This window comes from Streptomyces natalensis ATCC 27448, assembly GCF_000935125.1.
In the GTDB taxonomy this organism is placed as follows: domain Bacteria; phylum Actinomycetota; class Actinomycetes; order Streptomycetales; family Streptomycetaceae; genus Streptomyces; species Streptomyces natalensis.
Window position 1 is genome coordinate 316,883 of sequence record NZ_JRKI01000034.1, and the last position, 12,576, is coordinate 329,458.

Annotated in this window: 10 protein-coding genes; 5 read left to right on the forward strand and 5 right to left on the reverse strand. The window is 70.9% G+C overall.

Translation table 11 applies throughout. The features are described 5' to 3' along the window. Positions 1 to 75: 75 nt before the first annotated feature. Complete coding sequence (locus tag SNA_RS26090; RefSeq protein ID WP_030066053.1) at positions 76 to 528, reverse strand: DUF6153 family protein; 453 nt, start codon at positions 526 to 528, stop codon at positions 76 to 78. Positions 529 to 611: 83 nt separating this feature from the next. Between SNA_RS26090 and SNA_RS44295 the strand changes: the two genes are divergently transcribed. Further along, the gene (locus SNA_RS44295; protein WP_241779842.1) at positions 612 to 1,448 is read left to right on the forward strand and encodes a YfbM family protein; all 837 of its coding nucleotides are present in this window, start codon (positions 612 to 614) and stop codon (positions 1,446 to 1,448) included. A 17-nt stretch (positions 1,449 to 1,465) separates the two neighbouring features. Here SNA_RS44295 and SNA_RS26100 read toward each other — a convergent pair whose 3' ends face one another. From SNA_RS26100 to SNA_RS26110, 3 genes are read right to left on the reverse strand one after another with little or no spacing between them, the layout of a single operon-like run. Continuing rightward, positions 1,466 to 3,556 (reverse strand): protein kinase domain-containing protein, encoded by a 2,091-nt coding sequence (locus SNA_RS26100; RefSeq protein ID WP_044366992.1) that lies wholly within the window; start codon positions 3,554 to 3,556, stop codon positions 1,466 to 1,468. A gap of 60 nt (positions 3,557 to 3,616) precedes the next feature. After that, a complete protein-coding gene (locus SNA_RS26105; RefSeq protein ID WP_052808990.1) occupies positions 3,617 to 5,797 on the reverse strand; it encodes a protein kinase domain-containing protein in 2,181 nt (726 codons plus the stop codon). 51 nt (positions 5,798 to 5,848) lie between these two features. Beyond that, positions 5,849 to 6,721, reverse strand: a complete 873-nt coding sequence (locus SNA_RS26110; RefSeq protein WP_044366994.1) for a protein kinase family protein — start codon at positions 6,719 to 6,721, stop codon at positions 5,849 to 5,851. 498 nt (positions 6,722 to 7,219) lie between these two features. Between SNA_RS26110 and SNA_RS26115 the strand changes: the two genes are divergently transcribed. Both SNA_RS26115 and SNA_RS26120 read left to right on the forward strand, forming a co-directional pair. After that, positions 7,220 to 7,615 carry a hypothetical protein gene (locus SNA_RS26115; RefSeq protein ID WP_030066046.1) on the forward strand — a complete coding sequence of 132 codons (396 nt, stop codon included), beginning with the start codon at positions 7,220 to 7,222 and terminating at the stop codon, positions 7,613 to 7,615. 92 nt (positions 7,616 to 7,707) lie between these two features. Continuing rightward, positions 7,708 to 8,292, forward strand: a complete 585-nt coding sequence (locus SNA_RS26120; protein ID WP_241779843.1) for a hypothetical protein — start codon at positions 7,708 to 7,710, stop codon at positions 8,290 to 8,292. A 73-nt stretch (positions 8,293 to 8,365) separates the two neighbouring features. Here SNA_RS26120 and SNA_RS26125 read toward each other — a convergent pair whose 3' ends face one another. Then, on the reverse strand, positions 8,366 to 8,893 hold the full coding sequence (locus tag SNA_RS26125; RefSeq protein ID WP_030066044.1) for a CHAP domain-containing protein: 528 nt from the start codon (positions 8,891 to 8,893) through the stop codon (positions 8,366 to 8,368). 664 nt (positions 8,894 to 9,557) lie between these two features. On the opposite strand from SNA_RS26125, the gene SNA_RS26130 reads away from it, so the two are divergent. Both SNA_RS26130 and SNA_RS26135 read left to right on the forward strand, forming a co-directional pair. Further along, a complete protein-coding gene (locus tag SNA_RS26130) occupies positions 9,558 to 10,823 on the forward strand; it encodes a glycosyltransferase family 4 protein (RefSeq protein WP_078970203.1) in 1,266 nt (421 codons plus the stop codon). A gap of 268 nt (positions 10,824 to 11,091) precedes the next feature. After that, positions 11,092 to 12,573 (forward strand): MDR family MFS transporter, encoded by a 1,482-nt coding sequence (locus SNA_RS26135; RefSeq protein WP_030066042.1) that lies wholly within the window; start codon positions 11,092 to 11,094, stop codon positions 12,571 to 12,573. Positions 12,574 to 12,576 lie beyond the last annotated feature (3 nt).

A 12,576-nucleotide genomic window follows, 5' to 3' on the forward strand; every position in this document is an offset into this window, starting at 1 on the left:
GTATCGGTGTTGATGCGTAAGGCGTAGGGGAGTTGGCGCAGTCCGCGGCTCCGGAGGGAGCGGCGGATGGCGTTCCTATACGCGCAGCACCGACAACTGGGCGAGGAGCGTTCCGCGGCGGGGCGGTGGAATCGGCCGTAGGGCGTGCGGCAGCTGCGCGAGGACGGCGGCCGGTACGTCCGTCGGCCGGTGCGTGAAGGCCGCGCCGAGCAGCAGCGCGAGGACCCCGGCGCCGAGCACGGCCAGGCAGACGGACGACGGGTCCATCCCTCCGACGGGCTTCGGGTGCTCGGCCCGGCGCGCCTCGGCCGCGGATTCCGCGGTGTGGTGCATGGGCATGCGAACGGCCGTCGCGGTGACACTGACGGACATAGCCGTATTGCCGGACATATCCGCATCACCGGACACACGGGACGCGCAGTGTTCGGCGGGGTGTCCGAAGCTGTGCATCGCGACGATGCCGAAGAGCAGCGCGGTGAAGAGCAGCAGCCGACCGCACAAGGCGGTGGATCTCCGCTGCCCGGACACTGGCAACCTCCCGTGCGCTGCCGAATGGACTGTTCCGACGTGCGCTGTCGAATGGACTGTTCCGCATCGTACCCGGAGGGGGTATGGGTACGCCGGGGCGGGCTGGCGGCATCTGCCAGGCTGTGCCGTCTGCGCAGGTCAGCGCCGTCCTCGCTGACATCGGCCGTAAGGGCATTCCGGTGGCGCGGTCCGGTCCCCGTGCCGAGCCCTTCGAGCGGTTTGGGCAGTCCGTCGACGCCACCCAAGTGACCATTCCGGTCCCGGGTTTCACGGGCTTCGACGGCCCGGACGCCGCCACATTGCTTGCGGCCGCCGAGCGCGCGCTTCCCAGCGCAGCCCATTGTCAGAGCCGTATGGAACACTCGCCGCCGTTGTTCGATCAAGAGGTCAAGCAAGCAGTACAACGAGCGGTACACCAAGGGGGATGGTTTTCCATGGGCGTCAGCATCGGGTTCATCTGCGCGACAACCGAGGAGCTGAACAGGGCGGAGAAGGAACCGAGTTGGGCTGAAGCCTTCGTCTACGATCTGTACGACAACGACGACTTTCCGATGCCGGACCGTCCCTATGGAGACCCGGACAAGGCGTTCGCCGGCCTCCAGTTCCTCTTCGACGCGACGGACGTGCCCCTCGACTTCCTGATGGACGGGTCCCCGATCCTGGAGGACGGCACCCTGTTCGGGTGGTCCGCGGAACAGATCGAGACCCTGGCACGACGACTGCGAGCGACCCCGTGGGAGCAGTTGGCGGCCCACTACGCCCCGCAGCGGATGACGCGGGGCAACGTGTACCCCAACACGTGGCAATTCCGCCCCGAGGATGAACTGGAGTGGCTCAAGGGCGCCTACGGCGAAATTGTCACCTTCTTCGCTGCGGCAGCCGAGCGCGGATACGGGGCGTTCATGAGCTTCAGCTTCTAGCCAGGTTGCGCGCCGCCCTAGTACACCGGCAACGCCAGCAGCGTCGCGCGGTTGAGGACGAACAGACGGTTGCCGCCGGCGGCGACGGAGCGGGATCCGCCGCCGGCGAGGGCGTACGTCTGATGCTGGTCCTGGCCGGAGCGCGGCAGGCCGGTCACCCCGGTTTCCTCGCTCTCCACCACCCAGACGCTGTTTCCCTGGACGACCGGTGGCCGCCACGGCGGGGCGACGCCGGCGACCATCATCGGGTCGGCGGCCTGGCTGCCGTCGGCGTGCAGCGACCGCAGGGCATCGCAGTCCAGTGCGTAGACCACGCCGCCGGCCACAGCGGGCGGCCCCCATCCGGCGGTGCCCCGGCTCGGCGGCCGCAGCGGGTTGAGGGCCCACAGCTCGCGGCCGCCGGACGCCTCCACCGCCGCCAGGCTGGTACCGCCGAGATAGACGGTGGTGCCGTCGATCGCGGGCCGCAGCGGCCCCGCGGCCTGCCCCTTGCGGACCCATGCGCGGGAACCGTCCTCGGCACGGACCGCGGCCACGTCCCCCGCCTCCGAACAGAGCACCAGATGGCCGGCGCCGAGGGCGGCGGCCGGGTGGCCGCCCGACAGTGTCAGTGGCGGCCGCCGGGTCCACCGCACCTTCCCGTCGGTCCCCACACAGCGCAGCCGGCCGTCGGTGGTCAGCAGGTAGACGTCGTGGGCGTCCGCGGCCAGCAGGGCGCCCACCTCCGCGTCCACCGTCCACCGGGGCGACCCGGTGGCGGCCACCCAGGTGCGCAGCGTCCCGTCGCCGTCGGCGGTGGCCACCAGCCGGTCGCCGATCGACAGGTAGCCGGCGTCCGCCTTGGCGTCGCCGATGCGCCACCGCTCCCGGCCGTCGGTCACCCGGCGTGCCGCGACCCCGCCCCCGGAGGCCGCGAACACCACCACATCGCGCACCGGCAGCGGAGCCGGCGATCCGGCGTCGGCCACGTCCTGGATGGGGCCCCACAGCGGTTTCGGGGAGCCCTCGACGGAGCCGAGCGGTGCGGGTCGCACCTTTGCGGCCGGCGGGATGTCGAAGGGGTCGGGCGGGGCGTCCCCACGGCTGAGCCACCAGGCGGCACCGCCGCCCGCCGCGGCCACCAGCACCCCGCCGCCGGCGGCCGCGGTCAGCAGCCGCCGCCGGGTGAGGCGGGCGGTGCCGCCGGGCGCGCCGCCCTCGGGGGCGGTCGAGGGTCCGGCCGGACGGGCCGTCAGGCGGCGTGCCGCCGCTTCCCGTTGCCGGATCTCGTTTCCCAACCCCCCGGATTTCCACAGCCGTTCGGGCTGCCGCGGCGCCTCCGCGGCGTCGGCGACCTGGGTCGGCAGCGGGCGTGCCGCCGGGTCCTTGGCGAAGCAGGGCGTGACGAGGTACCGCAGGCCCTCCGGAACGGCCTCCAGGTCGGGGCTGCCGTGCACGACCTCGTACAGGACGGCCGTGACCTCGGCGCCGGTGTACGCCGGCCGGCCGCCCGCGGCGAAGGCGAGGACGGCGCCGAGGGAGAAGACGTCGGCCGCCGGGCCGACGCGCTGCCCGAGGACCTGTTCGGGCGCGCCATAGCCGGGGGTGACCGGAATCTGTCCGGTACGGGTCAGGGTCAGGCCGTGCTCGGGGCGGGCGATGCCGAAGTCGATCAGGCGCGGGCCGCGCGAGGTGAGGACGACGTTGGGGGGCTTCACATCCCGGTGGACCAGCCCCGTGGCGTGTACGTCCTGGAGTGTGCGGGCCAGGGAGCGCGCCAGTTCCCGCACGGCGGCCTCATCGAGCGGCCCGAAGTTCGTGACGGCGTCGTGCAGGGTCGGGCCGGCCAGGAATTCCGTGGCGATCCAGGGCCTGCCGCCCTCCAGTTCGGCGGCCAGTACGCGCGCCACGCCCTCGCTGGTCACCGCCTGCGCGGTCCGCGCCTCCCGGAGGAAACGGTCGGCCAGGTGTCCGTCGTGGGCGAGTTCCGGCAGCAGGACCTTCACCGCGGCGGGGTGTCCGGAGGCGTCCGCTCCGAAGTACACCTTGCCCATACCGCCCTCTCCGAGGACGCCGTGCAGGCGGTAGGGGCCCAGGCGCAGCGGATCTCCCTGGCCGAGGGGTTTCACAGTCGGTGGTCTCCTGGATCGGGAACGGCGGTGCGGGACGGGACTGGACGGGGCGGGGCGTCAGGCGAGCGGCAGGGCGAGGGTCCGCTTCTCCTGGCGGACGTACAGCCGGCCGCCCTTGGGGTCGGCGGTCAGGACGAGGGGCGTGGCCTCGTACGTCCAGACCGCCTTACGGGCGCGCAGGTCGACGGCGCGCAGGCCCTTGTCGTCGGCGCAGTAGGCGTACCGCTCGCCGACCGCCGGAGTCACGTCCCGGCTGTTCTTCCTGCCGGACAGCCCCTTCTCCTGCCAGTTCAGCGTGCCGGAGAGGGCGTCGACGGCGATCAGCCCCCGGTCGGCCTCGGTGCAGTAGACGACGCCGTCCTGGACGAGGGGCGCGCCGTAGCGGCGTTCCTCTCCCGCGCTGTCGCCCACGTCGCGCCCGTTGCCGACCATCCACTCCAGCCCGCCGTCGGACAGCCGGCGGGCGGTGAGGTTCTCGGCACCCAGGTAGACGTTGTGGTCGTCGGCGACCAGCCGGGACGGCGGGGTGGCGCCCGCGAACGTCTCGGACATCTCCCACTGTTTGCGGCCGTGCTTCTTGTCGTGCGACGAGAGGAGGATGAAGTGCGAGTCCGTCGACGGGCTCCCGCACAGCACCACCCGGGACCCGATGACCGCACCGCACAGCGCCGGCGGAAAACCCTGGGCCTGCGGCCCCTCCACCGGGCTGCGCCAGCGCTCCTTGCCCGACTTCAGATCGGCCGCGACCAGGTACCAGCTCTTGCCGGAGGCGGCCCGGGCCACCAGGTAGGCGATGCCGTCGACCACGCACAGCAGTTGGTTGAACTGCTCCTTGCCAGCGAACGCGGAGAGCTCGGCCAGCGGTTTGCCCAGGTAGCCGGTGGTCTGCGAGACCTCGCACACCGCCAGCGACGCCTTCTCCCGGTACCCCCGCAGGGCGTACACCCGTGTTCCGTCGGTGGCCGACCGCCAGGTCTCCTCTATGCTCGCCTGCCAGGTCGACTTGCCCGACTCGGCGTTGATGCCGCACAGCACGATCCCCGCGCGCATGACCAGATTCCGGCCCACCTGCATCACCTCGCCGCCGGAGGCCGGGCACCACAGGGCGTTGCTCCACAGCTGGGTCGGGGGCTTCGGCCGGTCGACGGCGTCCTTCTTCGTGCCGCCGCCCCCGGTGCCCCCGGACCCCGCGAACAGGGCCCAGCCCCCGCCGCCGAGCAGGCCGCCGCCCAGGAGGGCACCCCCGGCCACGGACAGCAGCCGCCGCCTGGAGATGCCCGCCGGTGCGGCCTCGGGCCGCGGCGCCTCGGCGGGCACCGGCGGCGGCAAGCGGTGCGGCGGCTCGCGCCACACCTCGTCGCTGCGCCGGGCGATCTCCCTCAGCACCGCGTCGGGCAGCAGGTCCGCGAAGCCGCCGCGGTCGGCCGGGGCGTCCTCGCCGCCGCCCAGCGCGGTCCGCAGCTCGGTGGTGGACGGGCGGTGCGCGGGATCCTTGGCCAGACAGCGGACGAGCAGGGGACGCAGCGGCTCGGGAACCCCGCTGAGGTCGGGCTCGCCGTACCGGACGCGGTACAGCAGGTCGGTGGGGGCCCCGCCGCCGAACGGGCCGACGCCGGTGGCGGCGAAGACCAGCACCCCGGCCAGCGCGAACACATCGCCCGCCGCCGCGTGTTCCAGGCCCGCCGCCTGCTCGGGAGACATGAACGCCGGCGTTCCCACGGCGTTGCCGACGTTCGTCAGATGCTCGTCGCCGAAGGCCCGGGCGATGCCGAAGTCGATGATCCGCGGGCCTTGCGCCGTCACCAGGACGTTCGACGGCTTCAGGTCGCGGTGCACCACCTCGGAGCGGTGCAGCTGCTCCAGACCTGCGGCGAGGGAGGCGCCGAGCATGCGCACGGCCGGCTCCGCAAGCGGGCCGCCCGCCTCGACGGCCGCGTCCAGCGGGGGGCCGAGGACGTACTCGGTGGCCAGCCACGGGGTCGGCGCCTGGGGGTCGGCGTCGACGACCACCGCACCGTGACGGGCGCCGATGACGCGTGCCGCGTCCGCCTCCAGCCGGAAGCGGGTCCGCAGCGTGGTGTCCGCGGCGAGACGGGTGTGCAGCGTCTTCACCGCGACCGTGCGGCCGCCCGCCGAATGGGCCAGGTAGACGGTGCCCATACCGCCCGCACCGAGGCGGGCGAGGATCCGGAACGGCCCAACGGTGTGCGGGTCGTCATGCAGCAGTGGGGAGATCATGGCCTCAGCGCTCTTGCCGGTCGTCGTACGGGAGTGGGGAGATCATGGCGCTCAGCGCTCTGGGGAGGGGAGTGCGGCGGCAAGCACCTCGGCCGACTGACGGGACAGCGCCTCGACGACCCGGCCGGGCAGCGACACCGGCTCCACTGAGGCGGTCAGCGCGCCGTACGCCGCGCCCGGCAGCAACTCGGCCAGCACCCTCGCCGGTTCGGGCCGGCCTTCCGGGTCGCGCGAACGGCACGCCGTGACGATCTCCCGCAGGCCGACGGGGATCTCCTGCCGCTCGGGCACGGTCTGCCCGGTCGCCGCGTACGCCAGCACGGCACCCAGCGCGTAGACGTCACCGGCCCGGTCCGCCGGTCCGCCCGCCGCCAGTTCGGGAGCGAGGCAGCCGGTCTCCAGCACGGTGGCCGGTACGGGCGCGTCCCCTGCCACCGCGGTCGCGCGGGTCGCGCCGAAGCAGCCCAGGAGCGGCCCGCAGGCGGTCAGCAGCACGCCCGCCGGGCAGACCCCGCCGTGCACGACGCCCAGGACGTGCGCCGAGGCCAGGGCTTCGGCCAGCGTGCCGCCGACCGTGCGCACCAACGCCTCCGGCAGCGGCCCGCCGTACGCCGCCAGAACAGCCGGCAACGGCAACACGGGCCGATAGGGCGACGAGTACCAGGGAAAGGCCGGCGACCCCCCGACCTGGGCAACCGGCCAGAACCCGGGCTGAACCAGCCGAACCGCCTGCTGCGCCTCGGTCGCCCACCGCGCCGGGTCACCACCGGCCGGCGGCAGGCACACCAGCACGGTACGCCCGCCGTCAGCACTGCGCGCCAGATACCGACGCTCGGGCACACCCCGGCTCCCGTCGGCATCCAGCCGGGCCAGCACCACAAAGTCCCCGATCCGCACAGGATCGTCCTGCCGCAGCCTCTCCACCCGGCTTCTCCCCCGTCAGGCTCGTCAACAGACGGGAGCTTATATACGGCGGGAGCGGGGGGTGGGCAGGGGGGACCTGCATGCGGGCCAGGGGGCGGCCGGTGCCCGTAGCGCACGCTCTGGCCCGAGTCGTCGAGCCGCGGCGGCGGGACCATCGTCCGGTACCGCCACCGCACCATCCGGTCCCCCCGACGGCCGGCGTACTGCCGCCTCCCGGCTACGCGCCCACGCGGCGGCTCTCCAGTCCCACGCCCAACGGCTGCGCGCAAAGGCCGCCGCGTCGTCCTCGACATCTCCTGCGACGGGCACCGTCCGGGCTGAGCACGGAGGTGGTCGCGCGAAGCCCTGGTCTTCCGGCCGCTCGCAGATCGGGAGTTCATCGGCATTTCAGCGCCTCCCGCGAGAGTGGCAGGCAACGAACCGAACGACCCGTCGCGCACCCATGTCCTTGACACCTGTCCGTACGTGCACGTGGTCGGTGAACGAACGGAGACCCCGATGGACGACCTGTTGCACAAGCTGGTTTCGGCAGTCATCACCGGTGCGCTGATTGCCCTGGTGGGAGCTCTCAGCGTGGCCGTACGCAGGCGGCGGGTCGCCCGGGAGGAGGCCGCTGCTCCGGCTCCGGTGGAAGACCGCAGCCAGACACTGCTGCGTCAGGCCCGGCAGTTGGACGACAGCCGCGATGAACTGGCCGCTCAGGGCCGGCAGACGGAAGCCCTGGCACAGGCCAGGGAGGCTGCCGAGCTGTGGCGTGAGCTCACCCGGGTACGACCGGGGCGCTTCCATGTGGAACGGCGGGAGGCGCTGGGACGTCTGAGCGAGCTGCTGGCTGCCCTGGGCCAAGGTGACCAGGCAGCGCAGGTCCGCCAGGAAGCCGCCGGGCTCTCCTGAGGACCGGACTCTCCTGAGGAAGCGAGGGAACCGCGATGCCTGCCGCCATCTGGACCGGCCGAAACGCATATCCGGAGAGGGTTGCCGCCGACATGGCCGCAGCGCTGAGGGACGAACTCGGCCTTGCGGAGCCACCGTCGGCCGTAACCTTGCCGGCCGAGAGCGCCGGTGTGCCGGCCGGGAGCCTGCTGCCGCCGCGCGAGCGCTTCAGCGGAATGCCCGCGCCGACGTACTGCCTCGTCCATGTCGACTCCCCCGCGCCCAGGGGCTTCGAACTGCGTGCCTCGGTCATGAGCGGGCGCTCGGGATTCCGCCGAAGTCTCGGGCTGGGCCCGCTTCTCTACGCCGTGCTCCTGACGACGCGGGTTCCCTCCCGCATCGAACTCGGTCTCGGCCCGACCCGTGGCTCCTCCCCCTGGGAAGGAGATGCCACGATCACGGACCGCCTGAACCGGGATGCCCAACTGCTCGACCTGGCCCGTACTCTCACACCCGCCACGGCCGGACCCGACCGGCACCACACCTGGCAGGTGCCACGACGGCTGACGATCGATCCACACCCGCACGGTGCGGTTCTGCTCGTCCAGACCCTGCACCGCCCCACCGCCCACGCCTGGTCCCTCGGCGCCCCTCTCGTACTCGACGTCGCCGCCGGCATCGAAACGGCGCTCGGGTAGCGCCCTACGCGAACAGCGCCACGAGCCGTGACGGTTGGCCGGACGACCCGGCGAACCGTCACGGACCATGAGGCTAGTTGGTCGGAGAGACGTAGCCGCTGATCGTCATGCCCCAATACGAACTGTCCCCCACCGCACCGCTGTAGGGACCGTCGTGGTGGGCTGCGGAGGTGGAAGGATCGTTGGTGACTTCGTTGCCGCCGATGCTCTCGATGGTCCCGTCGTCATTGACCGCCGTGACGATGGCAACGTGATCGGCGTATCCGTTGCCGTTGTAGTTGAAGACGACGGCGTCACCGACATGGGGATCCGGGTGCAGCCCCGCACCGTACTGTCCGAAGCTGCCGGCCGCCGGGGTCAACCCGCTGACGTTGTAGCCCGACTGCGCCCAGACCCACGACACGAAGTCGGCGCACCAGTTCTCCGGCGAGCCACCTGCGCCCGTGCAACTGGAGTTGTAGCCCTGTTCGCCCGCGCTGTTCGTGTCACAGGCATGATGGTCGAGATTCGCGTTCGCGACCGTGACGATGTCGTCGGTCGTGGCCGACGCCGTGCCTGCGCTCACTATGAGGGCCGGTACCACCAGCGCCGCTGCCGCCATGCCCCTGACAATTACGTGACGCGCCTTCCGGGTTGCCATAATTCACCTCTCCGTTTCAGCTCTCTGATTCAGCTCTCTGTTCCAGCGAATGCGGACGTGATCGCGAGTCCGCTTGCGCGCGCACCTCGAACACGTCACGTAGAACGGTAGGAACGCCCGATGGAATCGCTGTGAAACGGTGAATCCGTTACTCCTGCCGGGTCCTGACGCGGGCAAGCATCAGTTCTGAAAACGAGAATCGCCATGTGCAGGCGCGGTACACGCTGACGGAGACCGACCACGGCCATGTCTGGGGCGCCTGCGCCCCCGGGAGCACTCACCGGCCGCAGGACGACGCCACAGCGAGCAAGGCATGTCCGATCGTGAATTCACCAAGGAACCGGACGCCGAAATGGCGACGGTTGGGTAATTCCTTGCACCCGATCGGACGCATAGCGTCTACAACGTATCCGTCGGGTCGGGCGCCCATGCCGGTGAGGTCCAGAACTCCCGTATTGCGCCGATCTGTCGGGATTACGGGCACCGAGCTTCCCGTCGAGCTTCCCCCGACCTTCTTATCTCCCTCTCGCATTCCGCTTACTGTCGATTTACCGTCGACTTACCTCAGGCTTTACGACATATGATCCATTGCATGTCTCCCGGAGCCCCGACGGAGAGATAGCGGATGAAGATCGCATTCCTCCTGCACAATGCCTACGGCATCGGCGGGACAATACGCACCACGTTCAATCTCGCCGCCGCTCTGGCCGACCGGCACGACGTCGAGATCGTCTCCATGATGCGGCACCGCGAGAATCCACGCCTCACGATCGACCCCCGGGTCACTCTGGTCCCGCTGGTGGACACCCGACCGGACAGCGCCGACACACGCAACCCGCTGTACTCCCGGGCCGCGCGGGCCTTCCCGGCGGCGGAAACGCAGCATCGTCACTACAACAGGCTCATCGACGTCCGCGCCGAGAAGTTGCTGCGCCACCACGACGCCGACGTATTCATCGGCACCAGGCCCGGTCTGAACGTCTACCTCGCGCGCTTCGGGCCGCGCCGCGCGTTGCGCATCGCCCAGGAGCACCTCAGCCACGACAGGCACAGCAGATGGCTGCGCGCCGAGCTGGCCCCGCACTACAGGAGTCTGGACGCGCTGGTCACCACGACCGAGGCAGACGCCGCCATCTACCGCGCCAGGATGCCGCTGGCGGGCGCCCACGTCCTCGCCATCCCCAACAGCGTCCCCGACCCCTTGCTCCCACCGTCCGACGGCACGGCGAAGACCGTCGCAGCGGCGGGGCGGCTCTCTCGCGGCAAGCGCTACGACCTGCTCATCGACGCCTTCTCGAAGGTCGCCGCCGAGCACCCGGACTGGCAGTTGCGGATCTACGGCGGTGGGCCGGAACACGAGCGGCTCGCCGCCCTCATCGGCAGGCTCGGGCTGGGCGATACCGTCCACCTGATGGGAGCGCGCTCGCCCATCGAGCCGGAGTTTGCGAAGGCGTCGGTCGTCGCGGTCTCCTCCGACGCCGAATCGTTCGGCATGACGATCGTGGAGGCGATGCGCTGCGGGGTGCCGGTGGTCAGCACCGACTGCCCGCTCGGCCCGGCCGAAATAATCCGTGAGAAGGCCGACGGCCTGCTGGTGCCGGTGGGTGACGCGAACGCGCTCGCCCAGGCACTGTGCGAGCTCATCGAGGATGAGCCGGGCCGCCGCCGGATGGGCACGACCGCCCTCCACAACGCCGCCCGCTTCGCCCCGGCACCCATCGCCCACCGGTACGAGCAGCTCTTCGCCGCACTGCCCCAGGCCCGCGCCAAGCGGCGGGAAAGGCAACACCGCAGCATCGCCTTCCGCGTCCCGTTCCGGTGCGCGCCGTATCTGACCGTCGCGCTCCGCGTTGCCATCCGGGTGCGACGGAGAATGCGCCGAACGTCATAGCTCCGACCTGGCCTGGCCCTCCGGCATCGGGTCGCGATGAGCTCGCACTTCGTGCTGGTGCGGGTCCGTCGGGCACGGCGTCGCCGGCGGATGCCTTCGCGAGCGGGCGCGAAAATTCTGGTGAGTTCGGCGCGACAATGCGGAAGACTCGGACCGACCGGTGTGTTCTGCCAAGCGTGCCGGCCTTTACCGGCTTTATCACCCACGTTCGTGCCGTCAGCCCCTGGCTGCGAGGCGACTGTGACCAGGAACCCCAGCGAGGTGCCGCATGTCAGCTGCGATACAAGAACAACAAGAACGACCTGCCGTACAGACGGGCCGAATACCGACCGTGGTGCGGCTGTTGGTGATGGCCACGTTCGTGGTGATCCTCAACGAGACGATCCTGATCAACGCCATCCCGCGCCTGATGCACTCGTTGCGCATCACCGAGCAGTCGGCGCAGTGGGTATCCACCGCGTTCATGCTGACCATGGCCGCCGTGATTCCGATCACCGGCTGGTTCCTGCAACGGGTCACCACCCGCCAGGCTTACGCCATCGCGATGGGCGTGTTCCTCGCGGGTACCGCTCTGTCAGCCGCCGCACCGTCCTTTGAGGTGCTGCTGCTGGGTCGGATCGTGCAGGCCGCAGGCACGGCCGTGATGATGCCTCTGCTGATGACCACGTTGATGATCGTGGTGCCCGAGCACGACCGCGGCCGGGTGATGGGCAACGTCACCCTGGCGATCTCGGTGGCGCCCGCGCTCGGACCTGCCGTGTCCGGGCTGATCCTGCAAGTCGGTTCCTGGCGCATGCTGTTCGTGGTCGTCCTGCCGATCGCGGCTCTGGTGACCCTGTTCGGCATGCGCAAGGTGGAGAACATCAGCGAGCCGCAGGTGAGTTCCATCGACTGGCTCAGCGTCTCCGTGGCGGCGCTCGGCTTCGGCGGCCTGGTGTACGGCCTGAGCCTCCTCGGTGACACCGGCGGCAGGGTCGGGCTCGGCATCGGCATCGTCATCGCCGGGGTCGCGGCCATCGCGGTCTTCGTGATCCGCCAGCTCAAGCTGCAACGCACCGGCGTACCGCTGATGGACCTGCGCACCCTCAAGCATCGCGCCTACGGCCTTTCCCTGGCCCTCATATCCATCGGTTTCCTGGCGATGCTCGGGGCGATGATCCTGCTGCCGCTCTACCTCCAGAACGTGCGCAGGCTCAGCCCGCTGGAGACCGGCCTGCTGGTCATGCCGGGCGGCCTGGCCATGGGCCTGCTGGGACCGATGGTGGGAAAGCTGTTCGACCGGTTCGGCAGCCGGCCGCTGGTACTGCCCGGCTCGATCGGCATGGTGCTCGCGCTCGGCGGTTTCACCCAGGTCTCGATGACGATGCCGTACTGGCAGGTGCTGGGACTGCACGCCCTGTTGATGGTGAGCCTGGCGGCGACGTTCACCCCCGTCTTCACCCTTGGCATGGGCGCCCTTCCCCCGCATCTGTACTCGCACGGCAGCTCGATGCTCGGGACGTTGCAGCAGGTCGCCGCCGCGTTCGGGACCGCGCTCGTGGTGACCGTGATGTCCGCGCGCAGCGGTCACCTGGTCGCCGACGGCATCGCCGCCGTACCCGCGCAACTGAGCGGCATGAAGCTCGCCTTCGCCGTCGCGGCCGCTCTCACCTTGGTGACGATCGCCGTCGCCGCGAAACTGCCGCGCCGGATCGCTGCCGCCGACACCCAGGACCACGACAGCGCCGCGGACCAGCCCAGCGGATCATGAGGG